Genomic DNA, 24,473 nt, shown 5'->3' on the forward strand with positions numbered 1-24,473 from the left:
GACGGTAACGGATACACTGCGCGGCACACGAAGCCGCCAACGAAGAGAACAGACCGCAACACCATGCTACGCGCAGCCTTCAACCGTCTGGTCGGCATGCTCACGGTGATGATCCTCGTGGTCACCATCGTCTTCGTCATCGTGCGCGTCACGCCCGGTGATCCGGCCGCCGTCATGCTCGGGCCGGAAGCCACCGCGCAGGACGTCGAGGACCTGCGCCAGCGGCTCGGCCTCGACGGATCGCTGATCGAGCAGTTCGGCGTCTATGTGGCCGGCATCGCCAGGGGCGACCTCGGCCAGTCGATCTTCCTCGGACAGTCGGTGGGCACCGCGCTCTGGCAGCGCGCCGAACCGACCTTCTTCCTCACCATCTTCTCGCTGCTGATCGCCGTCGTCATCGCGCTGCCCGTCGGCATCGCCTCGGCCTATTGGCGCGGCTCCCTGTTCGACCAGACGATGACGACACTCGCCATGCTGGCGGCCAGCGTGCCGAGCTTCTGGCTGGGGCTGCTCCTGATCCAATCCTTCGCCGTCGGCCTCGGCTGGTTCCCCACATCCGGCTATGGCGGGCCGGGCACGACGCTTTTCGAACGGCTGCATCACCTGGTGCTGCCGGCCGTGACGCTCGGCGTCGTCAGCTCCGCGCTCATCATGCGCTTCACCCGCGCCTCGATGCTCGACGTGCTCAACGACGACTATGTGCGCACCGCCCGCTCGAAGGGCATGACCGAATGGCGCGTCGTGCTGAAACATGCGCTGAAGAATGCGCTGATCCCGATCCTCACCGTCATCGGCCTGACTGCCGCGCTGCTCATCTCGGGCGCCATCGTCACCGAGACCGTGTTCGGCCTGCCAGGCGTCGGCAACCTCATCGTTTCGGCGGTTCTGCGGCGCGACTATCCCGTCATCCAGGGGGCGCTGCTGATCGTCGCCGGGCTCTACGTGCTGGTGAACTTCCTCATCGACATGCTCTATCTCCTCGTCGACCCAAGGGTGCGTTACTGATGGCCGGGGCTGCTTCCATCGCGGGCCGCGAGCCCAATCTGCTGATGCGTCTCGTGTCGCGGCCGACAGCGCTCGGCGGTCTTCTGGTGCTGGTGGTGATCGCCCTGGCGGCGCTTTTCGCCCCCTGGCTCAGCAGCCATGCGCCGGGCCAGCTCTCCATCGCCAACCGGCTCACGCCGCCCGGCGCCCTCTACCTGATGGGCACGGACGATCTCGGCCGAGACATCTTCGCGCGCGTCCTTTATTCGGGCCGCACCTCGCTGACCGTCGGCTTCCTGGTCGTCGCCGTCGCCTCCGTCATCGGCATCGTCCTCGGCCTCGTCGCCGGCTTCTTCCGCAAGGCCGACGCGCCGGTCTCGCGCCTGATCGACGCCATGATGGCCTTTCCCGACATCCTTCTCGCCATCGCCCTGGTGGCGGCGCTCGGGCCTTCGGCGGCCAATGTGGTGCTGGCGCTCGGCATCGTCTATGCGCCGCGCCTGGCGCGCGTCGTGCGCGCCTCCACCCTCGTCATCCGCGAGTTGCCCTATGTGGAGGCCGCCCGCGCGCTCGCCGTGCCGACACCGGTTATCCTCGTCCGGCACGTGCTGCGCAACGTCACCTCGCCGCTGCTCGTGCAGGCGACCTTCATCTTCGCCCAGGCGATCCTTGCCGAGGCGGGGCTCTCCTTCCTCGGCGTCGGCATATCGCCCGACATTCCGACCTGGGGAACCATGATCTCGGTCGGGCGGCAATATATGAGCAGCGCCGGCTGGATCATGCTCTTCCCGGGGCTCGCCATTGTCTTCACCGTGCTGGCGCTGCAGCTTCTCGGCGACGGGCTGCGCGACCTGCTCGACCCGCGGCTTGCAAAGGATATCTGATGATCGGCAACCGGTTCCCGCCCGCATCCTCCCCACTCCTCATCCGCAACGCCAGGCCGATCGGCTTCGGCGTTGCGGAGGGCGAGACGCTCGACATCATGGTCGGCGCCGACGGCCGCATCGCCGAGATCGCCGGGTCGATCGATGCCGGTTCGGACGTCCGCCTCGTCGATGCCGCCGGCGCCTTCATCTCGCCGGGCTGGATGGATCTGCATGCCCATGTCTGGTACGGCGGCACCGACATCTCCATCAGGCCTGCGCAAGCCGGCGCCGAGCGCGGCGTCACCACGATCGTCGATGCCGGTTCGGCGGGCGAGGCCAATTTCCACGGCCTGCGCGAGCTGATGATCGAGCCGGCGCGCGAGAACGTCTACGCATTCCTGAACATCGGCTCGATCGGCCTCGTCGCCTGCAACCGTGTGTCGGAGCTGATCGACATGCGCTCGATCGACATCGACCGCATCGCCCACTGCGTCGAGGCCAACCGCGACGTGATCGTCGGCCTCAAGGTGCGTGCCAGCGCCGTCATCACCGGCAGTTGGGACCTCACCCCGGTGCGCCTTGCCAAGAAGCTCGGCCGCGTCCTCGATCTGCCGCTGATGGTGCATGTGGGAGAACCGCCGCCGCTCTATGACGACATCCTGGCGCTGCTCGGCGAGGGCGACATCGTCACCCATTGCTTCAACGGCAAATTCGGCGGCTCAATCCTCGAAGACGAGGATCTCTACACGCTGGTCGAAGAGGCGGCACAGCGCGGCGTCGTGCTGGACGTCGGCCATGGCGGCGCCTCCTTCTCCTTCGACGTGGCCAAGGCGGCGCTGGCGCGCGGCCTGCCGCCCACCACCATCTCCACCGATCTGCACAACCGCTCCATGGACGGCTCGGTGTGGGACATGGCCACCACCATGTCGAAGCTGCTCTCACTCGGCATGAGCCTTGACGACGTCGTCGCCGCCTCCACCATCCGGCCGCGCCAGGCGATCCGCCTGCCGTATGAAAATCTCCTGTCGCCCGGCGAGCCCGCCGAGTTCACCATCTTCGAGATGGAACGCTCGACGATCGAGGTGAAGGATTCCAAAGGCGTCTCCAGCCGGCTGAGCGAGTTGTTCTCGCCGCGTCATGCGATCCTCGGCGCCGAGGCGATCGCCGCCAGCCGCTACCAGCCGGCGCCGGAGGCCGCCATCCAGTCCTGCCCGCATTGCGGATGGGCGCTATGACCCAGATGCCCGCCGACGTCATCCTCTCGGTGCGCGACCTGCACACCTGGTTCGTCACCAAGCGCTTCACCGCCAAGGCGGTGGACGGGGTGACCTTCGACCTGAAGCGCGGCGAGACGCTGGCCGTCGTCGGCGAGAGCGGGTCGGGCAAATCCGTCACCTCCCTGTCGATCATGGGGCTGGTCTCGAAGCCGGGCGGCATCGCCGGCGGCGAGATCCTGTTCCGCGACCGGCAGGAGCGCGTGCACGATCTGGCGCGGCTGACGCCGAAGGGGCTGCGCGCCATGCGCGGGCGCGAGATAGCCATGATCTTCCAGGAGCCGATGACCAGCCTCAACCCGCTCTACACGGTGGGTGACCAGATCGGCGAGATGATCGCCCTGCACGAGCCCGTATCGCGCCAGGAGACACGCAGCCGGGCGCTCGAAATGCTCAAGCATGTCGAGATTCCCGATGCCGAGAGCCGTCTCGACGACTACCCGCACCAGATGTCGGGCGGCATGCGCCAGCGCGTCATGATCGCCATGGCGCTGGCCTGCAACCCGTCGCTGCTCATTGCCGACGAGCCGACCACGGCGCTCGACGTCACCATCCAGGCGCAGATCCTCGATCTCCTTTCGCGGCTGCAGAAGCAGTTCGGCATGTCGATTCTGTTCATCACCCACAATCTCGGCGTCGTCGCCGAGATCGCCCATGAGGTGGTGGTGATGTATGCCGGCCGCGTGGTCGAGCAGGCGCCGGTGAACGATCTCTTCGCCCGCCAGAAGCACCCCTACACCAAGGGCCTGCTCGCCTGCACGCCGCATGCCCGGCGCGACATCAGCGAGGCCGGCGAGCGCAGGGCGCTCTACTCCATCACCGGTTCCGTACCGCCGATCACCGACCTGCCGCCCGGCTGCGCCTTCGCGCCGCGCTGCGACTATGCCGTCGAGGCCTGCCGCGCCGTTCCACCGGCGCTGATGGAGGCCGGCGCCGGCCGCCTGTCGCGCTGCCTGAGGAGCAACGAGCTATGACCCTGCAACCCGCCTTCGCGGAGAAACGCGACACCACCGCTCCGCTGCTCAGCATCGAGGGGCTTACCAAGCGCTTCACGGGGCGCGGCGGGCGCACCGTCTATGCCGTCGAGGACGTCAGCTTCGCCATCCGCCGCGGCACGACCGTCGGGTTGGTCGGCGAATCCGGCTCCGGCAAGACCACCGCCGGCCGCGCCATCCTGCGCCTGATCGAGCCGACCGCCGGCAGGGCCGTGTTCGAGGGCACCGACCTCTTCTCCCTCCCCGAGCGGCAGATGCGCGCCTGGCGCCAGCGGCTGCAGATCATCTTCCAGGATCCGTTCTCCAGCCTCAATCCGCGTATGCGCATCGACGCCATCATCAGCGAAGCGCTCGATGCACGGGGGTTCCCGCGCGGTGAGAAGCGGCGCGAGCGCATCGCCGAGCTCCTCACCCTCGTCGGCCTTTCCCCCGACCATGCGCGGCGCTTCCCGCACGAATTCTCCGGCGGCCAGCGCCAGCGCATCGGCATCGCCCGGGCGCTCGCCGTCGAGCCGGATTTCGTCGTCGCCGACGAACCCGTCTCCGCCCTCGACGTGTCGGTGCAGGCGCAGGTCCTCAACCTCCTGAGCGACCTGCAGAAGCGGCTCGGCCTGACCCTGCTCTTCATCTCGCACGATCTCTCGGTCGTCGAGTATCTCTGCGACGAGGTGGTGGTGATGTATCTCGGCCGCGTCATGGAGCGGGGGCCGGCGCGCCAGGTCTATGCCGATCCGCGCCATCCCTACACCAGGGCGCTGCTCGCCACCGCGCCGGTGCCCGACCCGACCGTGAAGCGTCGGCGTGTGCCGCTTACCGGCGACATCCCGAGCCCACTCGACCCGCCCTCCGGCTGCGTGTTCCGCACACGCTGCCCGCACGCCATCGAAGCCTGCGGCGGCGCGGTGCCGCCGACCGAAACCCTGGGAGAAGGGCATGCCGTCGCCTGCATCCGCCATCGCGAGCTTGCCGCCGCCTGACACGACAACGAGACAGACAATTATTGGAGTTCTTGCATGAATTTTTCCGAGCTGGCCAAACGCCCGGAAACGACCCCTTACGATCGCCTCGAGGCACTCGGCATCGTTCTGCCGCCGCCGCCGACGCCGGTCGCCAATTTCGTCACCCATGTGGCGGAGGGCAACCTTCTCTTCCTGTCCGGCCAGGGGCCGACGGAGGCGGACGGCAGCCAGCACACGGGCAAGGTGGGCGGCGACGTCTCTGTCGAGGACGCCTACCGCCATGCGCGCCTGACCGGCATCAACCTGATCGCCGTCATGCAGGAGGCGCTGGGCGACCTTTGCCGCGTCAAGCGCGTCGTCAAGCTGCTCGGCATGGTCAACGCCACGCCGGAGTTCACCGAGCATCCCACCGTCATGAACGGCTGCTCGGACCTGTTCATCGACGTGTTCGGCGAACGCGGCGTGCATGCCCGCTCGGCCGTGGGCTTCGGTTCGCTGCCGGGGCAGATCACCGTCGAGATCGAAGCCGTGATCGCGATAGAGGGTTGAAATGCGTGACGATCGCCCCTCACCCTTACCCTCTCCCCGCGTGCGGAGAGAGGGAGGCACAGACGTCGCGGCCATCCTCCTTCTCCCCGCCCGCGGGGAGAAGGTGCCGGCAGGCGGATGAGGGGCAAGCGCTCTGTGACGGCCATCATCAGAAAGGATTGAAACCATGATCCGCAACGACGACATCCGCGCCCGGCTCGGCCTGCGCCCGGTCATCAACGTTTCCGGCACGATGACCTCGCTCGGCGCCTCAATCGTCGTGCCGCAGGCGGTCGAGACCGTCGCCGCCATCCTCAGCCAGTGGACCGAGATGTCGGACCTGCAGCGCACGGCGAGCCGGACCATCGCCCGGCTGACGGGGGCGGAGGCGGGCTGCGTCACCGCCTCCTGCTCGGCCGGCATCACACTCGCCGTCGCCGCCGCCATGACCGGCAGCGATCTGGCGGCCATCGAGCGCCTGCCCGACGCGACGGGCCTCAAGGACGAGGTGGTCATCCAGGCCGGCCACATGGTCAGCTACGGCGCGCCGGTCGAGCAGGCGATCCGCCTTGCCGGCGCCAGGGTGGTGCCGGTCGGCCAGGCGACCAGCGCCCATGCCTACCAGCTCGAAGGGGCGATCACCGAGAAGACCGCCGCTGCCGTCTATGTGGTCTCGCATCACGTGGTCGAATACGGGCAGATCCCGCTCGCCAACTTCATCGCGCGCGCCCATTCCAAGGGCGTGCCGGTGATCGTCGACGCGGCCTCAGAATACGACCTTACCGGCTTCATCGCTGCCGGCGCCGACATCGCGCTCTATTCCGGCCACAAGTTCCTCGGCGGCCCGACCTCGGGCATCATCGCCGGCGCCAAGGGACTGGTGCGGGCCGCCCATCTGCAGAATCGCGGCATCGGCCGCGGCATGAAGATCGGCAAGGAAGGCGTCGCCGGCGTCATCGCCGCGCTCGAAGCCTGGGAAACGCGCGATCATGCCGGCATCCGCGAGCGCGAGAGGAAGGCACTCGACCTGTGGGTGAAGACGCTCGCCGGCCGGCCCGGCGTCACGGCGCGCATCATGCCGGACCCGACCGACAACCCGCTCGACCGGTTGCGCGTCGACATCGATCCGCAAGCCGCCCGCATCACCGCCTGGGACCTTGCCGACCGCATGGCGGCGGGCGAGCCGCCGGTCGTCGTCCGCGACCACGAGGCCGAGCACAACTATTTCTTCCTCGATCCCTGTAACCTGCATCCCGACGAGGAGGCGATCGTTGCCCGGCGGCTCACCGAGGAGCTCGACCAAGCGGCAGCGGCGGCCGAACCCGTCGTCTCCTCCTTCGCCGAGCGGGCGATGCGCCAGGAGGCCGGGCTTCTCAATTGGCCGGATTGAGCCCAGATGCTATAGATCGGTTCATCGTTTCATGGAAATGTTGCCTCGTTCTATCTCTTTGTTTTTCCGCATTTATGCGGTCGTCAGGTGATTCCACCTGACTGCAAAATGCTCTAGCGCAAAACTGCCTGACCGGATGGATGGACCCCGTGAACACGCAAGCGATAACGGAAGAGACGACGCAGAAGCGCACGCGCACCAGCGCGCTCGAGCGTATCCTGCAGGTCCTCGATTTCCTGCAGGAGTCCGACCAGCCGGCCACCGCCTACGAGATCGCCCGCGCCGTCGGCGCACCGCTGTCGACGGTGTATGGCATCGTCGAGGACATGGTGGCGAAGGGCCTGCTCGACCGGCAGGAAAACGGTGCGCTGTGGTTCGGCCCGCGTCTCTATCACTATGGCCTCACCTATGCGCGCCGGCTCGACCTGCTCTCCGCCGCAACGCAGGAAATGACCGATCTCGCGCTGGGCTCGCGCGAGACCGTGCAGATCTGCGGCCGGGACGGCGACCATATGGTCGTGCTCGCCATGGTCGACGGGCCGGACCATTTCCACGTATCCTCGCGCGTCGGATCGCGCACGCCGCTCAACTGGTCGGCGTCGGGCCGTCTGCTCGTCGGCCACCTGCCGGAGGAGGAGCGCCGGGCGATCCTGGCGCATGCCGTCCGCCCCTCACCCACCGGCAATGCCGAGACCGACGTGGCAACGCTCTCCGAGGCCGCACGCAAGGCCTATGAGGAGCGGTTGTGCATCCAGGCGGGGGAATCCGACTTCTCGGTCGCCTGCATCGCCGCCCCCATCCTCGACGCGGAAGGCACCTGCCGCGCGACGGTGTCGATCGTCGTGCCCGACCACAAGGTCGACCAGAAGGACCCGGACCTGAAGGCGCTGGTGCAGCAGAGCGCCCACCGCATCGAACAACGCCTCGGCTGGTCGCGGCGAGGGTGAAGGAGCGCCTACGCTAGTTCATTCCCGCCGCAAGCCCGCGGCTCGCCAGATAGGCCGCCTTCGCTGGCACGGAGAGCCAGTCCTTCGCCAGCGCCACGCGCTCGGGCGTGTAGTGATGCTCCACATCGAGCATGTTCACCGTACCGACCAGCGTGTCGCCCAGGACCACCGGCAGGTTGATCACCGAGCCGCAGCCCAGCCGGCCGATCAGCTCGTGGTCGGGAAAGACGGTCGCGATGTCGGCGAGGGTGTTGGCGACGAAGCATTCGCGATTCCCGTGCACGGTCTCGAACCAGCGGTCGTAACGGATCGGCTTGGTGCCGGAGACCGGATAGTCGGCCGGATGCGAGGTGTAGGCGCGGCGCGCCGTCCCGGTTTCCATGTCCGCCGTCATGAAGGTGAACAGCTTCGCGCCCACAACGGCGCGGGTGAGCGCAAGCAACGCGTCGAAAGGCGCATCGGGGGTCGTGGCCAGCGACAGCGCGCGGTCGAATTCGGCCAGCGGGCCGGTGAAGTCGGTCATGTTCAGGTCTCTGCTTATGCGGGTTGCAGGGCGCCGCCGCTGGCGGCGTAGAGCTCGCGCGAATAGGGGTCGGCCAGCCGCCCCGTCTTCAGCGCCGAAACATCGGCGATCTCGACCACGCGGCCGTGGCGCATCACCGCCAACCGGTCGCAAAGAAAGGAAACCACCGGCAGGTTGTGGGTGACCATCAGATAGGTGAGCCCCTGTTCGCGACGCAGCTTCTTCAGGAGGTTGAGGATTTCCGCCTGCACCGAAACGTCGAGCGCCGAGGTCGGCTCGTCGAGCAGAAGCACGCGCGGCGAAAGCATCAGCGCCCGGGCGATGGCGACCCGCTGGCGCTGGCCGCCGGAAAGCTGGTGCGGAAAACGGAAGCGGAAGCGCTGGTCGAGCCCGACGGCGGCGAGCATGTCCCTGACGCGGGCGTCGCGCCCGCCGATGCCGTGGATCGCCAGCGGCTCGGCCAGGCAATCGTCCACCGTCTTGCGCGGATGCAGCGAGCCGTAAGGATCCTGGAACACCATCTGGCAGACCTTCGCGAAATCCCGGTCCGGAGCGTGACCGCGCGGCTTGCCGAGAATGGCGATCGCTCCCGTCCATTCCGGCGCCAGGCCGGAAATGGCACGCAGGATGGTCGATTTGCCGGAGCCGGACTCGCCGACCAGCGCAAAGCTCTCGCCTTCGGCGACGGAGAATGCGACGTCGTGCACCACCGGCGTCTTGCCGTAGCTGATGGAGAGATTCTCGAGGTGAATCGCCGTAGCGCTCATGTGCCGGCCCCCGTGGTCCAGGCGCCGCGGTCGAGCACCGGCAGCACGTCGCGGTCCTCGTCCATGCGCGGCATCGCCGCCAGCAGGCCGCGCGTATAGGGGTGGCGGGCGAGATGCAATTCGCTCGCCCTGCACTCCTCGACGATCTCGCCGCCGTTCATGACCAGGATGCGGTCGCAATAGCGCGCCACCAGGTTCAAGTCGTGGCTGATCAGGATCAGCCCCATGCCCTTGCCGGTGACGAGGTCGTCGATGATGTCGAGCACCTGAGCCTGCACGGAGACGTCGAGCGCCGAGGTGGGCTCGTCGGCGATCAGGAGGTCGGGTTCCGGGATCAGCATCATGGCGATCATGACGCGCTGGCCCATGCCGCCCGAGACCTCGTGCGGGTAGAGGCCGGCGACGCGCTCCGGATCGTTGATGCGCACAGCCTCGAGCATGGAGAGGACGCGCGCCTTGAGCGCCCGGCGTGGCAGCTTCGCATGGGTCAGCAGCGCCTCGGCGATCTGCTCGCCGACCGTCATCACCGGATTGAGCGAGAATTTCGGGTCCTGCATGACCATGGAGATGCGGGCGCCGCGCAGGGCACGCATGCGCCTCTCGCTCAGCGCCAGGAGATCGATGCCGTCGAAGACCAGGCGGCCGGCCGAGACATGCCCCGGCGGGCGGATGAGGCGCAGGATCGAGCGGCCGGTCATGGACTTGCCGGAGCCGCTCTCGCCGACGATGCCGAGCCGCTCGCGGCCGAGCGAGAAGGAAATGCCCCTGACGACGTCGACCGGCCCCCTGGCGGTCGGGAAGGTGACGGTCAGCCCTTCGACCTCGAGCAGCGGCACGCTCATTGCTTTTCTCCCTGCTTGGGGTCGAGCACGTCGCGCAGGCCATCGCCGAGGAAGCAGAAGCCGAGACTGACCAGGATGATGGCGAAGCCCGGCATGGTGGCGACCCACCACTGGTCGAGGATGAAGTTGCGGCCGCGCGAGATCATGGCGCCCCATTCGGGCAGCGGCGGCTGTGCGCCGAGGCCGAGGAAGCCGAGGCCGGCCGCCGTCAGGATGATGCCGGCCATGTCGAGCGTCACGCGGACGATGGTGGAGGAGGCACACAGCGGCAGCACGTGGCGCAGGATGACGCGCACCGACGAGGCGCCCTGCAGGCGCACGGCGGCGATGAACTCGGCATCGCGGAACGTGATGGTCTCGGCGCGGGCGATGCGCGCATAGACCGGCCAGGCGGTGATGGCGATGGCGATGATGGCGTTCTCGATGCCCGGCCCCAGCGCCGCGACGAAGGCGAGCGCCAGGATCAGCTTCGGCATCGACAGGAAGATGTCGGTGATCCCCATCAGGATGCGGTCGGCCCAGCCGCCGAAATAGCCCGACACCGCGCCGACCACCAGGCCGACGGGGGCGGCGATGACGGCCACCATGGCAACGATCAGCAGCGTGATGCGGGCGCCGTAGACGACGCGCGAATAGATGTCGCGGCCGAGCTCGTCCGTGCCCATCCAATGGGCGGCCGAGGGCGGCATCAGGCGGTTGGCGAGATCCTGGCCGACCGGCGACTGGGGGGCGATCAACGGCGCAAAGACGGCCATGGCGACAAGCACGAGGATGATCAGCCCGCCGACCACGGCGAGCGGATTGCGCAGCAGAGCGGTCCACACGCGCCAGGCCCGGCCGAGACCGGCCTGCAGGCGCGAGGTGGGCGAATCGTCGAGAAGCCAGGCGATCATCGGCGGGCCCTCGGGTCGAGGATACGGTACAGCACGTCGGAGATCTTGTTGATCAGGATGAAGACGGCGCCGATCACCAGCGTCGCGCCGAGCACGGCGTTCATGTCGGCGTTGAGCAGCGCCGTGGTCAGATAATTGCCGATGCCGGGCCAGGAGAAGACCGTCTCGATCATCACCGAGCCCTCCAGCAGGCTGGCATAGGAGAGGCCGATCACGGTGATGAGCTGGATGCGGATCGGATAGAAGGCGTGGCGCCAGACGACGCGCCGCTCCGGCACGCCCTTCACCCTGGCGGTCGTCACATATTCCTGGCCGAGCTGATCGAGCATGAAGGAGCGCGTCATGCGGGCGATGTAGGCGAGCGAGAAGAAGCCGAGGATGGAGGCCGGCAGCACGAGATGGCTGACGGCGTTGCGGAAGATGTCCCACTCGCCGGCGATCAGGCTGTCGACCAGGTAAAGACCGGTCACAGGATCGAGAAGGCCGTCGTAGAAGATGTCGACCCGGCCCGGCCCGGCCACCCAGCCGAGCCCGGCATAGAAGACGGCAAGGCCGACGAGACCGAGCCAGAAGGCCGGCACCGAATAGCCGAGCAGGCCGAGGACGCGGATCGCCTGGTCGACGAGGCTGCCCTGGCGGGTCGCCGCCACGACGCCCATCGGCACGCCCAGGGCCACGCCGATCACGATGCCTGTCGTCGCCATCTCCAGCGTCGCCGGAAAGACGCGCGCCAGGTCGTCGATCACCAGCCGGCCGGTGGAGACGGAGCGGCCGAGATCGCCCCTCAGCACGTCGCCGACATAGGAGAAGAACTGCACGATGAGCGGCCGGTCGAGACCCATCGCCTGCCGCGCCGCCTCGTAGACCTCCTTCGTCGCGCGGTCGCCGACCACCGACAGCACGGGGTCGATCGGCACGACGCGGCCGATGAAGAAGGTGATGGCGAGCAGCCCCAGGAAGGTTCCGGCAACGACGATGGCGAAACGCAGGAGGCTCATGGCCCCGCCCCAGGCCCGCCCGGCCAGCATGCCGGCACGCACTGCGGCAACGCCCGTCGAGGGTTCAAACGCCATGCCGCCCCCCATCGTGGTTTGCGAAAATCACTAAGCCTGCCGCCAACGAATCCCCCGTCGCCAAGGAAGCGGCCCATTCGCCCGTCCGGCGTCACCGCTCCTGCTGCTCGCTTCAAACCCGGCGCATGGGCCGCCGAAAAAGTTCTTGGAGCATACAAAGAAATCTGCTTACATCAAAAAAATTTTTGTGGGGGAAAAATCTTTGAGTAACCAGACGGCGCGCGCCGCCTCCGATGCCGAAACCAGGATCGGCATGCTGATCAGGGCCCGCCGGCGGCAGCTCGGCCTCACCCTGCAGCAGCTCGGCGATGCGGCGAGCCTGTCGGTCGGCTATCTAAGCCAGGTCGAGCGCGACAATGCGACGCCGACCCTTGGCACCCTCGCCGGCATCGCCCGCGCGCTGGGCGTCGGCCTCGATTATTTCGTCGCCCAGCCGCGGGCGGAGGATGCGCTCACCCGCGAGGAGACGCGGCCGCGTTTCTCCATCGCCGGCTCGTCGGTGATCTACGAGCGGCTCGGTGCGGAATTTCCGGGCAATCAGCTCTCCTCCTTCATCCTCACCGTGCCGCCGGGCTATGCCTCGGAAACGGTGAGCCATGAAGGCGAGGAACTGATCTACATTCTCGACGGCTCGATCACCCAGTATCTCGACGGCGAGGCGATGGTGATGGAGGCCGGCGACAGCCTGCATTACCGCGGCAACGTTCCGCATGCCTGGTCGAACCCCAACGAGACGCCGGCACGCATCCTGTGGACCGGCACGCTGACGCTGTTCAAGGCCGGCGGCCAGCAGTCCGCCCGCTTCGAGCTGGTGTCGCCCGACAAGACCATCCCGGACACGAAGCCGGTGCATTCCAAGGCCAAGAGCAAACCCAGATCCAGAAAAAAGGAGGAGTAGACATGAGGCTCTTCAGAACGGCCCTTCTCGCAGCCGCATTCGCCCTGCCCCTGTCACAGCAGGCCGTTGCCGTGACGCCGGATGACCTGCTGGTCGTGGCGCAGAACATCGACGACATCGTCGCCATCGATCCGGCGCAGGCCTATGAGTTCTCGTCGGGCGAGCTGGTCTCCAACGTCTATGACCGCCTGGTGCAGTACGATGCCGAGGACACCACCGTGCTCGCCCCCGGCCTTGCCGCCGAATGGCAGGCGGACGCCGAGGCCAGGACCATCACCTTCACCATGCGCGAGGGCGCCGTCTTCCACTCGGGCAATCCGGTGCGCGCCGAGGACGTGGTGTTCTCCTTCGCGCGCGTCATCAAGCTCAACCTGACGCCGGCCTTCATCCTCGCCCAGCTCGGCTGGACGCCGGAGAACATCGGCGAGATGGTCACCGCCGACGGCAACAAGGTGATCGTCAGATACGAGGGCGCGTTCTCGCCGGCCTTCGTGCTCAACGTGCTGGCCGCACGCCCTGCCTCCATCGTCGACGAGAAGACGGTGATGGAACACGAGGAAGGCGGCGATATGGGCAACAAGTGGCTCAACGCCAATTCGGCCGGTTCCGGCCCGTTCGAGCTCACCGCCTACCGGCCCGGCCAGATGGTGCGGCTGATCACCAATCCCGATTACTTCAAAGGCGCGCCGAACATCAAGGGCGTGCTGATCCAGCACGTGGCGGAAGCGGCCACCCAGCAGCTCCTCCTGCAATCGGGCGACGTCGACATGGCGCGCAACCTCACGCCGGACCAGATCGCCGGCATCAAGGCCGACAACCTCAAGGTGGAGACCTATCCGCAGGCGGCCGTCCACTTCCTGTCGTTCAACCAGAAGGTGGAGACACTGCAGCCGGAGGCCCTGTGGGAGGCGGCACGCTATCTGGTCAATTACCAGGGCATGACCGACAGCTTCCTGAAAGGGCAGATGGAGATCCATCAGGCCTTCTGGCCGAAGGGCTTTCCCGGCTCCTATGACGAGACGCCCTACAGCTACGATCCGGAAAAGGCCAGAAAGATCCTTGCCGAGGCCGGCATCCAGACGCCGATCAAGGTGACGCTCGACGTGATCAACTCGACGCCTTTCACCGATATGGCGCAATCGCTGCAGGCAAGCTTCGCGGAAGCCGGCATCACCTTCGACATCATTCCGGGAACCGGCTCGCAGGTCATCACCAAATACCGCGAGCGCAGCCACGAGGCGATGCTGCTCTACTGGGGTCCGGATTTCATGGACCCGCATTCCAACGCCAAGGCCTTCGCCTACAATCGCGACAATTCCGACGACAACTACCAGGCCACCACCACCTGGCGGAACGGCTGGGCCGTGCCGGCGGACATGAACGACATGACCTCCGCGGCACTTGCCGAGTCGGACCCGGAAAAGCGCAACGAGATGTATGTCGAGCTGCAGAAAAGGGTTCAGGCGAAGTCGCCGATCGTCATCATGTTCCAGGCCGCCTATCAGGTGGCGATGGACAAGAAGGTGACCGGCTACGTCAACGGCGCCACCTCCGATTTCGTCTACTATCGCCTCGTCACCAAAAACTGACCGGCCGCGACGGGCCGTCCCGCACGAGGGCGGCCCTGTCCCAGCATCCCTTCCGGAGTTCTCCATGTCCAGCCTATCCGATCAGCGTCTTGAAGCCCTGCGCCGGCGCATGCACGACACCGGCACCCATCTCGTGGCGATCGGCCCTTCCAGCCACATGATGTACATGGCCGGCCTCGACCCGCATGGCGACGAGCGCCCCGTGATGCTGCTCGTCTCGCGCGATCACGCCGGCTTCCTGATGCCGGCGCTCAACATCGACAGCTCGCGGCAGAAGACCGCCCTGCCGTTCTTTGCCTGGCGCGACGACGACGGACCCGATGCGGCTCTCGCAGACCTCCTCAAGGCATCGAACCTGCCGGAAAAACCCAGCGTCGTCATCGACGAGACGATGCGGGCCGACTTCGCCCTGCTCCTGCTCGACGCACTGCCGGGCGCGCAGCGCCGCTTCACCGGCGACACGGTCGGCCATCTCAGGGCCCGCAAGGATGCCGGCGAATACGAGCGGCTGAAGGCGAGCGCGCTGCTCAACGACAAGGCCGCCATGGCAGGTTTCGACGCGCTGAAGCCCGGCATCAGCGAGCTCGACGTGGCGGCGGCGCTCCGCGACGTCTACAAGGCGGCCGGTGCGGCGCCGGTCTTCACCAGCGTCTGCTTCGGCGGCAACGGCGCCTTCCCGCATCATCACACCGGCGAAACGAAGCTGAAGGAGGGGGACGCGGTGCTGATCGACACCGGCGGCCGGCTCGACGGCTATCCTTCGGACATGACCCGGGTCGGCTTCTTCGGCACGCCTTCGGCGGAGTTCGAGAAAGTGCATGGCATCGTCGAAAGGGCGGTCACGGCAGCGCTCGCCGCCGCCAGGCCCGGCATTCCCGCCAGCGCGGTCGATAAGGCGGCGCGCGACGTCATCACCGAAGCCGGCTACGGGGAGTTCTTCACGCATCGAACCGGCCACGGTCTCGGCATCGACATCCACGAGCCGCCTTACCTCACCGCAACCTCGGAAACGGTGCTCGACGAGGGCATGGTGTTCTCCATCGAGCCGGGCATCTATCTGCCGGGCACGTTCGGCCTCAGGCTGGAGGAAATCGTCATCCTGCGCGCCGACGGGCCGGAGATCCTTTCGGGAATGCCGCGGGCGGCGCAGATCAGAGGTTAGACATCGGGCTACCCCCAAGCCCTGCGCTGAATCACCGCTTTTCATCACCCCGAGGATTTGCTAGGTCCTCGGCCGCCGGACGTGGTCCGGCACCGGTCGCAGCCTACCCGGTTACAAAACAAGGACCCTGACATGAAGACACTCGTCGTCTGCTCCGGCGGACTCGATTCCGTTTCCCTCGCCCATATGATGGCGCGGGAGGAGATGCTCGTCGGCCTCGTCTCCTTCGATTACGGCCAAAGGCATCGCAAGGAACTGCATTTCGCGGCGCGCGCCGCCACCCGCCTCGGCGTGGCGCACGATCTCATCGACATTTCGGGCATCGGCAAACACCTCGGCGGCTCGGCGCTGACCGATGCCATCGACGTGCCCGACGGGCACTATGCCGAGGAGACTATGCGCGTCACCGTCGTGCCGAACCGCAACGCCATCATGCTGACCATCGCCTTCGGCATCGCCGCCGCGCGCGGGGCCGATGCGGTTGCCGCGGCCGTCCACGGTGGCGATCACTTCATCTATCCCGATTGCCGGCCCGCCTTCGCCGAGGCTTTCCAGGCCATGCAGGATGCGGCGCTCGACGGCATCGGCCGCATCCGCCTCCACACGCCATTCCTTCACGGCACGAAGGCCGACATCGTGCGCGAAGGGCAAAAGGCCGGCACGCCATTCGCCGAGACCTGGTCTTGCTACAAGGGCGGCGAATTGCATTGCGGGCGCTGCGGAACCTGCGTCGAGCGGCGCGAAGCCTTTCATGAGGCCGGCGTCGAGGATCCGACCGCCTACGAGGACCCGGACTTCTGGCTGGCGGCGACCGGCCGGGAGGCGCACCGTGTATAGAATCAGCAAGGAATTCCACTTCTCCGCCTCGCATCGCCTGGCGGGCCTGCCGGACGACCACCCCTGCGCGCGGCTGCACGGGCACAATTATATCGTCGTGGTGGAGCTTTCCTGCGAGCGGCTCGACAATCATGGTTTCGTGCGCGACTACCGCGAGCTCGCTCCCCTGAAGCGGTACATCGACGACACGTTCGACCACCGGCATCTGAACGAAGTGTTCGGCCATGACGGCGTGACCGCCGAGTTCCTCGCCAAGGCCGTCTATGACTGGTGCAAGGCGCGCTGGAGCGAGGTGTCGGCGGTGCGCGTCAGCGAGACGCCCAAGACCTGGGCCGAGTACCGGCCATGAGCACGCTGCGCATCGCCGAGATCTTCGGCCCAACCATCCAGGGCGAAGGGGCGCTGATCGGCATGCCGACGGTGTTCGTGCGCAGCGGCGGATGCGATTATCGCTGCCACTGGTGCGACAGCCTGCACGCCGTCGACAATGCCTATCGTCATGAATGGCTTCCCATGCAGAGCGCCGATGTCTGGGCGCGGGTGCGCGAGCTCTCGGGCGGCGTGCCGCTCGTCGTCTCGCTTTCCGGCGGCAACCCGGCGATCCAGCCCTTTGCGAACCTGATCGGCAGAGGCAAGGCCGAGGGCTATCGCTTCGCGATGGAGACGCAGGGATCGATCGCGCGCGACTGGTTCAGCGAGCTCGACATGCTCGTGCTGAGCCCGAAGCCGCCATCCTCCGGCGAAACGGTCGACTGGGCCTGTTTCGAAAATTGCCTGGAGGCGGCCGGCGGCGCCGCGCGGGTGATGAAGCTCGTCGTCTTCGACGAGGCGGACTATGCCTGGGCGAGAGCGGTCGCAGCGCGCTATCCGGCCCTGCCGCTCTATCTGCAGCCCGGCAACCACACCCCGCCGCCACCCAGCGCCAAGGACGCCCCCATCGACACGGACGGCATCCTGGAGCGCATGCGCTGGCTGGTGGATCGCGCGGCCGCCGATCGCTGGTTCACCCCGCACATCCTGCCGCAGCTTCACGTGCTCCTCTGGGGCAACAAGCGCGGCGTCTGACACGAGGAGATTCCGATGCCGGAAAAGACGATCTACAGCGATCTCACGCTTCTCGGCGGCAAGAGCGACTTGCCGCGCTCCCCCGAGGAAGCACGGATCGAACGCGTGCCGAACCCGCAGAAGGATGCGCGCTATGCCGTGCGCTTCACCGCGCCCGAATTCACCTCGCTCTGCCCGCTCACCGGGCAGCCTGATTTCGCCCATCTGGTGATCGACTACGTGCCGTCGGGCTGGCTGGTGGAAAGCAAGTCGCTCAAGCTCTATCTCGGCTCGTTCCGCAACCATGGCGCCTTCCATGAGGATTGCACCGTGGCGATCGGCCGGCGCCTCGCGGACCTGCTGGAGCCGGAGTGGTTGCGCATCGGCGGCTACTGGTATCCGCGTGGCGGCATCCCCATCGACGTGTTCTACCAGACCGGCGAGCCGCCCCGCGATGTCTGGCTGCCCGACCAGGGCGTCCCGGCTTACCGCGGACGCGGTTGAAAACCGGTCATCAAGCGTCCGATTACGGCCGTGGCCGAGCATGTCGCGCCAACATTCGCTACGAACCGCTGGGTTCGGCGAAAGGCCATACCGGCTGTGGATTCTCCGGCGTCGGGAACAGCCTGCGGACGCATCATAGCCGGGCAGCGGCGAGTGCCGCCGCCCGGAATGGACGTCACGCGGCGGCTTCGGCGGCGCGTGACGGAACGTAATTGAGGACGGGGGCGAGCCAGCGCTCGACCTCGGCGAGGCTCATGCCCTTGCGCCGCGCATAATCCTCGACCTGGTCCCGCTCGACCTTCGCCACGCCGAAATAATAGGCTTCCGGGTTGGAGAAATAGAGCCCGGACACGGAAGAGCCGGGCCACATGGCGTAGCTCTCGGTGAGCTTCACGCCGGCGTTCCTTTCCGCATCGAGCAGGCGGAACAGCGTCGCCTTTTCCGTATGGTCGGGCTGGGCGGGATAGCCGGGCGCCGGGCGGATGCCGCGATAGGGTTCGCCGATCAGGTCCTCGGGCGTGAAGGCTTCCTCCGGGACATAGCCCCAGAACTCCTTGCGGACCCGCTCGTGCATCCGCTCGGCGAAGGCTTCGGCGAAGCGGTCGGCGAGCGCCTTGACCATGATCGAGGAGTAGTCGTCATTGGCGCGCTCGAAGCGCTCGGCGATGGCGACTTCCTCGATGCCCGCCGTGACGACGAAGCCGCCGAGATAGTCCGCCTTGCCGCAGTCCTTGGGCGCCACGAAGTCGGCGAGCGCCAGGTTCGGCTTGCCGTCACGCTTCGTCAGCTGCTGGCGCAGGGTGAAGAAGGTGTCGAGCCGTTCCGCGCGGGCCTCGTCCGTGTAGAGCTCGATGTCATCGCCGACCGCATTGGCCGGCCAGAAGCCGATCACCGCCCGCGGCGCGAACCATTTTTCCTCGACGATCTGCTTCAGCATCGCCTGCGCGTCGGCATAGAGCTGGCGTGCGGCATGGCCCTGCTTCTCGTCGTCCAGGATCTTCGGGAACCGGCCCCTGAGCTCCCAGGTCTGGAAGAACGGCGTCCAGTCGATGTAGCGCGCGAGCTCGGCAAGGTCCCAGCTCTCGAACGTTCTGGCGCCGAGAAAGGCAGGCTTCGGCGGCGTGTAGCTTGCCCAGTCGCCACGATACCGGTTGGCGCGGGCGGCCGGCAGGGGCAGGCGCTGCTTCTCGGCCTCCGAGCGGGCGTGCGCCTCCGACACCTTGACGTACTCGGCGCGCAACGCCTCCACATAGCCGGGCTTCGCCTCCGCCGACAAAAGGTTCGAGACGACGCCGACGGCGCGGCTGGCGTCGGTCACGTAAACGGCCTGGCCCTTCGTGTAGCGGGGGTGGATCTTCACCACCGTGTGGACGCGGCTGGTCGTCGCTCCGCCGATCAGAAGCGGAATGTCGAAGCCCTCGCGCTCCATCTCTGCGGCGACATGCGCCATCTCGTCGAGCGACGGCGTGATGAGGCCGGACAGGCCGATGATGTCGACCTTCTCCGCCTTCGCCGTCTCGAGGATCTTCGCCGCCGGCACCATCACGCCGAGATCGAGGATCTCGTAATTGTTGCACGCCAGCACCACGCCGACGATGTTCTTGCCGATGTCGTGGACATCACCCTTCACCGTCGCCATCAGGATCTTGCCGGCGCTCTCGCGCTCGCCGCCGCCATTGGCCGCCTTCTCGGCCTCCATGTAAGGCAGGAGCACGGCGACGGCCTGCTTCATGACGCGCGCCGATTTCACCACCTGCGGCAGGAACATCTTGCCGGCGCCGAACAGGTCGCCGACCACGTTCATGCCCGCCATCAGCGGTCCCTCGATGACATGCAGAGGCCGCTTGGCCGCCTGGCGCGCTTCTTCCGTGTCGGCCTCGATGTATTCGGTAATGCCGTTCACCAGCGCATGTTCCAGCCGCTTGCCGACCGGCCATTCGCGCCAGGCAAGGTCCTTTTCCCGGGCTTCCCTGCCGCCGGTGCCCTTGAACCGCTCGGCGATCTCCAGAAGCCGCTCGGTGGCCGTGCCGCCGGCCTTCGGCGCGCGGTTGAGCACCACGTCCTCGCACGCCTCGCGCAGCTCGGGATCGATCGATTCGTAGACGGCCAGCTGGCCGGCATTGACGATGCCCATGTCCATGCCCGCCTGGATGGCGTGGTACAGGAACACCGCATGCATCGCCTCGCGCACCGGCTCGTTGCCGCGAAACGAGAAGGACAGGTTCGACACGCCGCCCGACACATGGACATGCGGCAGGCCGGCGGTGATCTCGCCGGTCGCCTCGATGAAGTCGGCGCCGTAATTGTCGTGCTCCTCGATGCCGGTGGCGACGGCGAAGATGTTCGGGTCGAAGATGATGTCTTCCGGCGCCAGGCCCGCCTCCTCCGTCAGGAGCCTGTAGGCGCGGGTGCAGATGTCGACCTTGCGCTTCTTCGTGTCGGCCTGGCCGGTCTCGTCGAAGGCCATCACGACGACCGCCGCGCCATAGGCACGGCACAGACGCGCCTGGCGAAGAAAAGCCTCCTCGCCTTCCTTCAGCGAGATCGAGTTGACGATGGGCTTGCCCTGGACGCATTTCAGGCCGGCCTCGATCACCTCCCATTTGGAGGAATCGATCATCACCGGCACGCGGGCGATGTCTGGCTCGGCGGCGACGAGGTTGAGATAATCGACCATCGCCTTCTGCGAATCGATCAGACCCTCGTCCATGTTGATGTCGATCACCTGGGCGCCGTTCGCCACCTGGTCGCGTGCAACGTCGAGCGCGGCGGCGAAATCGCCTGCCGTGATCAGCTTGCGGAAGCGGGCCGAGCCGGTGACGTTGGTGCGTTCGCCGACATTCACGAAGGGAATGTCGTCGGTCAGCGTGAAGGGCTCCAGGCCGGACAGGCGCATCTGCACGGGATGCTCGGGCAGAGCCCGTGGCTTGTGCCTCGCAACCGCCTCGGCGATCGCGGCGATGTGCTCGGGGGTCGAGCCGCAGCAGCCGCCGACGACGTTGACCAGCCCCTCGCGAGCGAACCCCTCCACCTGCGCGGCCATGAATTCGGGGCTCTCGTCATATTCGCCGAAGGCGTTCGGCAGGCCGGCATTCGGATAGGCGCAGACGAAGGCATCGGCGACGTCGGCGAGCTCCGCCAGATGCGGGCGCATGGCGGCCGCGCCGAGCGCGCAGTTGAGCCCGATGGTGAACGGCCTGGCGTGCCGCACCGAATGCCAGAATGCCGTCGGCGTCTGGCCGGAGAGCGTGCGGCCGGACAGGTCGGTGATGGTGCCGGAGATCATCACCGGCAGCCGGATGCCCTTCTCGGCGAAGATCTCCTCGGCGGCGAAGATGGCCGCCTTTGCGTTCAGCGTGTCGAAGATCGTCTCGATCAGGACGATGTCGGCGCCGCCGTCGACAAGGCCGCGCAACTGCTCGCCATAGGCGATCCGCAGATCGTCGAAGGTGACGGCACGGAAACCCGGATTGTTGACGTCCGGCGAGATGGAGGCCGTGCGGTTGGTCGGCCCCAGCGCGCCGGCGACGAAGCGGCGACGGCCATCCTCCTGCGCGGCGCGCAGCGCGGCCCGCTTGGCAAGCCGGGCTCCATCGCGGTTCAGCTCATAGACCAGCTCCTGCATCTCGTAATCGGCCTGGGCGATCGCGGTGGAGGAGAAGGTGTTGGTCTCGATGATGTCGGCGCCGGCCTTGGCGTACCGGTAGTGAATGTCCTCGATCGCCTTCGGCTGGGTCAGGATCAGGAGGTCGTTGTTGCCCTTCTGGTGGCAGGCACAGCCGACGAAACGGTCGCCCCGGAAGTGGTCCTCATCGAGCCCCAGTCCCTGGATCTGCGTTCCCATGGCGCCGTCCAGCACCAGGATGCGCTCGCTCGCCGCCGCCCTCAGCGCCTCGAAGACATCCGAGCCGTCGGACTTTGCGGCGACTGGGCCGAACAGGGTATCGATGGACGAATGCGCTTGCGACACGTTACAGCCTTTCCCCGAGCGGAATGAGATGAATGGGCGGCTTTGCGCCCGCACCCCGCTCAAACTTACCGGAAGCGACGACGACGATCGTTCGGGATCGTCGCGATCTCAGACTGTTCGTCACATAAAGATATCTTTATGTCAACATGCTGCATACCCGGGCATAGCCGGCCCGCACCTTGTTTGCCGGCGTAGCATCGCTTCAGCGCGTGAAGCTCTGCGCGTTGCCGGCGTCGACATTGATGATGTTGCCGGTCGATTTGGCCGACATGTCCGAGGCCAGGAAGTAGACCGCCTCGGCGATGTCCTCGGGGAACACCGAGCGCTTCAGCATGGAGCGTTTGCGGTAGTGCTCCTCCAGTTCGTCGGGCTGCATCGCATAGGCCGCGGCGCGCTGCTGGCGCCATTCGCCGCTCCAGATCTTGGAACCGCGCAACACCGCGTCGGGGTTGACCGTGTTGACGCGGATCTGGTGCTCCGCGCCCTCCAGCGCCAGACAGCGGGCCAGATGGATCTCGGCCGCCTTGGCCGTGCAATAGGCGGCCGCGTTGGGCGATGCCGCAAGGCCGTTCTTGGAGGCGATGAAGACGATGTTGCCGCCGAGCTCCTGCTGCTTGAAACAGCGGAAAGCCTGGCGCGAGACGAGGAAATAGCCCTTCGCCAGGATGTCCATGTTGCGGTTCCACATGGCAAGGTCGGTGTCCTCGATCGAGGCCGAGGACGAGATGCCGGCATTCGAGACGAGGATATCGACGCCGCCATACGCGACAGCGCTTTCGGCATAAGCCGCCGCGACGGCGCCCTCGTCCGTGACGTCCAGCCTGACGGAGCGGACGAAATCGCGGCCGAAGGCGCTGCTGATCTCTTCATGGGCGGCGGCAAGCGCCGTCTCGTCGATGTCGGCGAGCACCACGCAGGCGCCTTCGCGCAGGAGGCGGACCGCCGTCGCCTTGCCGATGCCGCCGGCGCCGCCGGTGACGAAGGCCACCCGGCCGGCCAGGGATTCCGGCTTCGGCAGGCGCTGCAGCTTGGCCTCCTCGAGCTGCCAGTATTCGATGTCGAAGGCCTCCTGCTCGGGCAGCCCGACATAGGCCGAGACGGCGGAGGCGCCGCGCATCACGTTGATGGCGTTGACGTAGAACTCGGCCGAGATGCGCGCGGTCGCCTTGTCGCCGGCGAAAGTGAACATGCCGACGCCGGGCACCAGGTAGACGACCGGATTGGGATCGCGGATCGGCGGCGAATCGGCATGCCGGCAGCGATCGTAATAGGCCTGGTACTCGGCACGGTAGGCATCGAGCGCTTCCGGCAGGGCGGCGGCGACGGCCTCGACATCCGGCTTGCCGGGGTCGAACCCGATCACCAGGGGCCTGATCTTGGTGCGCAGAAAATGGTCCGGGCACGAGGTCCCGAGCGCGGCCAGCCGGCGGAGCTCCCGCGCGTTGACGAATTCGAGGACGGCCGCCGAATCGTCGAAATGACCGAGCTTGTACCGGCCCTCCTTCGAGATCAGGCCGCGGATCCTCGGCATCAGCCGTGCCGCGATGGCGCGCCGCTCGCCGGCCGGCAGTGCCGTCACGGCACGGCCACCGAAGGCGGGCTTGTCCCTGGTCTGCCGCTCGAACCAATCGATCGCCCTGTTGATCGTGTCGATGGTCGTCGTGTAGCAAGCCTTCGGCGTGTCGCCCCAGGTGAAGAGTCCGTGGCTTTCCAGGATCACGCCCTTGGCGTCCGGATTGTCGCGGCAGAATGTCTCCAGCCACAGGCCGAGCTCGAAGCCCGGCCTCTTCCATGGCAGCCAGCCGATCTCGCCGCCGAAGATCGCCTTCGTCAGATCCTGCGAGTTCTTCGCCGCGGCGATGGCGATGATCGCGTCGGGGTGCATGTGATCGACATGGGGCCGCGGCACGAAGGCGTGCAGAGGCGTGTCGATCGATGCCGCGCGCGGATTGAGGTTGAAGGTGCAGTGGGGCAGGTAGCCCACCATCTCGTCCTCGTGTTCGAGCCCGCGGTAAAGGCCCTTGAGCGCGTGCAGCCTGTCCATGTAGAGCGTCGCGAAACCGTCGAGCCTGATCGAGGCGCTGTCGCCGCCCGACCCCTTCACCCACAGGACCTCGACCTCCTCGCCCGTCAGCGGATCCTTCTGCCGGATCTTCGACGAGGTGTTGCCGCCGCCGTAATTGGTGACGCGCTTGTCCGAGCCGAGGATGTTGGAGCGGTAGACCAGCCTTTCGGGCTCGCTCATCGCCGACGCTTTCGCGTCGTCCCACAGATTGGCGAGCCGTGCGGAATGTGTGTCGAGCATTGCCGAATCCTCCCGATGCGGCGCGACCGGCACCGCCCTCGTCTGGCTCCAATTCAGGCGAAGCCACCGGCTTTGTCAATCGCAAAAAGATTGAACTCAATCACTACCGCAGCGCAATATGAT

22 protein-coding genes are annotated in these 24,473 nt (G+C 66.9%); 15 read left to right on the plus strand and 7 right to left on the minus strand.

Going from position 1 to position 24,473, the window contains the following annotated elements; translation table 11 throughout:
* The first annotated feature begins 63 nt into the window (after nt 1-63).
* The 8 genes from NUU27_RS08040 to NUU27_RS08075 all read left to right on the plus strand — a co-directional run bounded on the left by NUU27_RS08040 (nt 64) and on the right by NUU27_RS08075 (nt 7,943).
* On the plus strand, nt 64-1,005 hold the full coding sequence (locus NUU27_RS08040) for an ABC transporter permease (protein WP_257761568.1): 942 nt from the start codon (nt 64-66) through the stop codon (nt 1,003-1,005).
* Nucleotides 1,005-1,868, plus strand: a complete 864-nt coding sequence (locus tag NUU27_RS08045; RefSeq protein WP_257761569.1) for an ABC transporter permease — start codon at nt 1,005-1,007, stop codon at nt 1,866-1,868. The genes NUU27_RS08040 and NUU27_RS08045 overlap by 1 nt, the downstream gene beginning before the upstream one ends.
* Entirely contained in the window at nt 1,868-3,085 is a 1,218-nt protein-coding gene (locus tag NUU27_RS08050; RefSeq protein ID WP_257761570.1) for an amidohydrolase/deacetylase family metallohydrolase, read from the plus strand. The genes NUU27_RS08045 and NUU27_RS08050 overlap by 1 nt, the downstream gene beginning before the upstream one ends.
* Nucleotides 3,082-4,098 (plus strand): ABC transporter ATP-binding protein, encoded by a 1,017-nt coding sequence (locus tag NUU27_RS08055; RefSeq protein WP_257761571.1) that lies wholly within the window; start codon nt 3,082-3,084, stop codon nt 4,096-4,098. The genes NUU27_RS08050 and NUU27_RS08055 overlap by 4 nt, the downstream gene beginning before the upstream one ends.
* Complete coding sequence (locus NUU27_RS08060) at nt 4,095-5,096, plus strand: ABC transporter ATP-binding protein (RefSeq protein ID WP_257761572.1); 1,002 nt, start codon at nt 4,095-4,097, stop codon at nt 5,094-5,096. Before NUU27_RS08055 ends, NUU27_RS08060 begins: the two co-directional genes overlap by 4 nt.
* A 36-nt stretch (nt 5,097-5,132) precedes the next feature.
* Nucleotides 5,133-5,627: a RidA family protein gene (locus tag NUU27_RS08065; protein ID WP_257761573.1), complete on the plus strand. Its 495-nt coding sequence runs from the start codon at nt 5,133-5,135 to the stop codon at nt 5,625-5,627.
* A 166-nt stretch (nt 5,628-5,793) separates the two neighbouring features.
* Complete coding sequence (locus tag NUU27_RS08070) at nt 5,794-6,996, plus strand: aminotransferase class V-fold PLP-dependent enzyme (protein WP_257761574.1); 1,203 nt, start codon at nt 5,794-5,796, stop codon at nt 6,994-6,996.
* A 140-nt stretch (nt 6,997-7,136) separates the two neighbouring features.
* Nucleotides 7,137-7,943 carry an IclR family transcriptional regulator gene (locus NUU27_RS08075; protein WP_374566062.1) on the plus strand — a complete coding sequence of 269 codons (807 nt, stop codon included), beginning with the start codon at nt 7,137-7,139 and terminating at the stop codon, nt 7,941-7,943.
* 13 nt (nt 7,944-7,956) lie between these two features.
* Here NUU27_RS08075 and NUU27_RS08080 read toward each other — a convergent pair whose 3' ends face one another.
* Genes NUU27_RS08080 through NUU27_RS08100 form a run of 5 tightly spaced genes read right to left on the minus strand, consistent with a single transcriptional unit; the run spans nt 7,957 to nt 12,041 of the window.
* On the minus strand, nt 7,957-8,466 hold the full coding sequence (locus NUU27_RS08080) for a GAF domain-containing protein (protein WP_257761576.1): 510 nt from the start codon (nt 8,464-8,466) through the stop codon (nt 7,957-7,959).
* Between the two features lie 14 nt (nt 8,467-8,480).
* Nucleotides 8,481-9,233, minus strand: coding sequence for an ABC transporter ATP-binding protein (locus NUU27_RS08085; RefSeq protein WP_257761577.1), 753 nt, complete (start codon nt 9,231-9,233; stop codon nt 8,481-8,483).
* On the minus strand, nt 9,230-10,075 hold the full coding sequence (locus NUU27_RS08090) for an ABC transporter ATP-binding protein (RefSeq protein ID WP_257761578.1): 846 nt from the start codon (nt 10,073-10,075) through the stop codon (nt 9,230-9,232). The genes NUU27_RS08085 and NUU27_RS08090 overlap by 4 nt, the downstream gene beginning before the upstream one ends.
* A complete protein-coding gene (locus tag NUU27_RS08095; RefSeq protein ID WP_257761579.1) occupies nt 10,072-10,968 on the minus strand; it encodes an ABC transporter permease in 897 nt (298 codons plus the stop codon). Before NUU27_RS08095 ends, NUU27_RS08090 begins: the two co-directional genes overlap by 4 nt.
* Nucleotides 10,965-12,041 (minus strand): ABC transporter permease, encoded by a 1,077-nt coding sequence (locus NUU27_RS08100; RefSeq protein WP_374566067.1) that lies wholly within the window; start codon nt 12,039-12,041, stop codon nt 10,965-10,967. The genes NUU27_RS08095 and NUU27_RS08100 overlap by 4 nt, the downstream gene beginning before the upstream one ends.
* A gap of 202 nt (nt 12,042-12,243) precedes the next feature.
* On the opposite strand from NUU27_RS08100, the gene NUU27_RS08105 reads away from it, so the two are divergent.
* The 7 genes from NUU27_RS08105 (at nt 12,244) to queF (ending at nt 18,075) form a co-directional block, all read left to right on the plus strand.
* Complete coding sequence (locus tag NUU27_RS08105) at nt 12,244-12,939, plus strand: helix-turn-helix domain-containing protein (protein WP_257761580.1); 696 nt, start codon at nt 12,244-12,246, stop codon at nt 12,937-12,939.
* A gap of 2 nt (nt 12,940-12,941) precedes the next feature.
* On the plus strand, nt 12,942-14,528 hold the full coding sequence (locus tag NUU27_RS08110) for an ABC transporter substrate-binding protein (RefSeq protein ID WP_257761581.1): 1,587 nt from the start codon (nt 12,942-12,944) through the stop codon (nt 14,526-14,528).
* Between the two features lie 64 nt (nt 14,529-14,592).
* The gene (locus NUU27_RS08115; RefSeq protein WP_257761582.1) at nt 14,593-15,690 is read left to right on the plus strand and encodes a Xaa-Pro peptidase family protein; all 1,098 of its coding nucleotides are present in this window, start codon (nt 14,593-14,595) and stop codon (nt 15,688-15,690) included.
* A gap of 132 nt (nt 15,691-15,822) precedes the next feature.
* Entirely contained in the window at nt 15,823-16,527 is a 705-nt protein-coding gene (queC, locus tag NUU27_RS08120; RefSeq protein ID WP_257761583.1) for a 7-cyano-7-deazaguanine synthase QueC, read from the plus strand.
* Entirely contained in the window at nt 16,520-16,876 is a 357-nt protein-coding gene (gene queD / locus NUU27_RS08125; RefSeq protein WP_257761584.1) for a 6-carboxytetrahydropterin synthase QueD, read from the plus strand. The genes queC and queD overlap by 8 nt, the downstream gene beginning before the upstream one ends.
* Nucleotides 16,873-17,592, plus strand: a complete 720-nt coding sequence (gene queE, locus NUU27_RS08130) for a 7-carboxy-7-deazaguanine synthase QueE (RefSeq protein WP_257761585.1) — start codon at nt 16,873-16,875, stop codon at nt 17,590-17,592. The genes queD and queE overlap by 4 nt, the downstream gene beginning before the upstream one ends.
* 15 nt (nt 17,593-17,607) lie before the next feature.
* Nucleotides 17,608-18,075 (plus strand): preQ(1) synthase, encoded by a 468-nt coding sequence (queF, locus tag NUU27_RS08135; RefSeq protein WP_257761586.1) that lies wholly within the window; start codon nt 17,608-17,610, stop codon nt 18,073-18,075.
* Between the two features lie 175 nt (nt 18,076-18,250).
* On the opposite strand, the gene metH is transcribed toward queF, so the two are convergent.
* Together metH and NUU27_RS08145 are read right to left on the minus strand one after the other, a co-directional pair.
* Complete coding sequence (gene metH, locus NUU27_RS08140) at nt 18,251-22,045, minus strand: methionine synthase (protein WP_257761587.1); 3,795 nt, start codon at nt 22,043-22,045, stop codon at nt 18,251-18,253.
* Between the two features lie 202 nt (nt 22,046-22,247).
* Nucleotides 22,248-24,350, minus strand: a complete 2,103-nt coding sequence (locus tag NUU27_RS08145) for a bifunctional rhamnulose-1-phosphate aldolase/short-chain dehydrogenase (RefSeq protein WP_257761588.1) — start codon at nt 24,348-24,350, stop codon at nt 22,248-22,250.
* Nucleotides 24,351-24,473 lie beyond the last annotated feature (123 nt).

Origin of the sequence: Nitratireductor sp. ZSWI3 (assembly GCF_024655565.1) — a bacterium.
GTDB lineage: Bacteria > Pseudomonadota > Alphaproteobacteria > Rhizobiales > Rhizobiaceae > Nitratireductor.

Excerpts from the sequence above, each read along its gene's own strand:
- NUU27_RS08040 (WP_257761568.1), top strand. The coding sequence starts at position 64 with ATGCTACGCGCAGCCTTCAACCGTCTGGTCGGCATGCTCACGGTGATG.
- NUU27_RS08045 (WP_257761569.1), top strand. The coding sequence starts at position 1,005 with ATGGCCGGGGCTGCTTCCATCGCGGGCCGCGAGCCCAATCTGCTGATG.
- NUU27_RS08050 (WP_257761570.1), top strand. The coding sequence starts at position 1,868 with ATGATCGGCAACCGGTTCCCGCCCGCATCCTCCCCACTCCTCATCCGC.
- NUU27_RS08055 (WP_257761571.1), top strand. The coding sequence starts at position 3,082 with ATGACCCAGATGCCCGCCGACGTCATCCTCTCGGTGCGCGACCTGCAC.
- NUU27_RS08060 (WP_257761572.1), top strand. The coding sequence starts at position 4,095 with ATGACCCTGCAACCCGCCTTCGCGGAGAAACGCGACACCACCGCTCCG.
- NUU27_RS08065 (WP_257761573.1), top strand. The coding sequence starts at position 5,133 with ATGAATTTTTCCGAGCTGGCCAAACGCCCGGAAACGACCCCTTACGAT.
- NUU27_RS08070 (WP_257761574.1), top strand. The coding sequence starts at position 5,794 with ATGATCCGCAACGACGACATCCGCGCCCGGCTCGGCCTGCGCCCGGTC.
- NUU27_RS08075 (WP_374566062.1), top strand. The coding sequence starts at position 7,137 with ATGGACCCCGTGAACACGCAAGCGATAACGGAAGAGACGACGCAGAAG.
- NUU27_RS08080 (WP_257761576.1), bottom strand. The coding sequence starts at position 8,466 with ATGACCGACTTCACCGGCCCGCTGGCCGAATTCGACCGCGCGCTGTCG.
- NUU27_RS08085 (WP_257761577.1), bottom strand. The coding sequence starts at position 9,233 with ATGAGCGCTACGGCGATTCACCTCGAGAATCTCTCCATCAGCTACGGC.
- NUU27_RS08090 (WP_257761578.1), bottom strand. The coding sequence starts at position 10,075 with ATGAGCGTGCCGCTGCTCGAGGTCGAAGGGCTGACCGTCACCTTCCCG.
- NUU27_RS08095 (WP_257761579.1), bottom strand. The coding sequence starts at position 10,968 with ATGATCGCCTGGCTTCTCGACGATTCGCCCACCTCGCGCCTGCAGGCC.
- NUU27_RS08100 (WP_374566067.1), bottom strand. The coding sequence starts at position 12,041 with ATGGCGTTTGAACCCTCGACGGGCGTTGCCGCAGTGCGTGCCGGCATG.
- NUU27_RS08110 (WP_257761581.1), top strand. The coding sequence starts at position 12,942 with ATGAGGCTCTTCAGAACGGCCCTTCTCGCAGCCGCATTCGCCCTGCCC.
- NUU27_RS08115 (WP_257761582.1), top strand. The coding sequence starts at position 14,593 with ATGTCCAGCCTATCCGATCAGCGTCTTGAAGCCCTGCGCCGGCGCATG.
- queC (WP_257761583.1), top strand. The coding sequence starts at position 15,823 with ATGAAGACACTCGTCGTCTGCTCCGGCGGACTCGATTCCGTTTCCCTC.
- queE (WP_257761585.1), top strand. The coding sequence starts at position 16,873 with ATGAGCACGCTGCGCATCGCCGAGATCTTCGGCCCAACCATCCAGGGC.
- queF (WP_257761586.1), top strand. The coding sequence starts at position 17,608 with ATGCCGGAAAAGACGATCTACAGCGATCTCACGCTTCTCGGCGGCAAG.
- NUU27_RS08145 (WP_257761588.1), bottom strand. The coding sequence starts at position 24,350 with ATGCTCGACACACATTCCGCACGGCTCGCCAATCTGTGGGACGACGCG.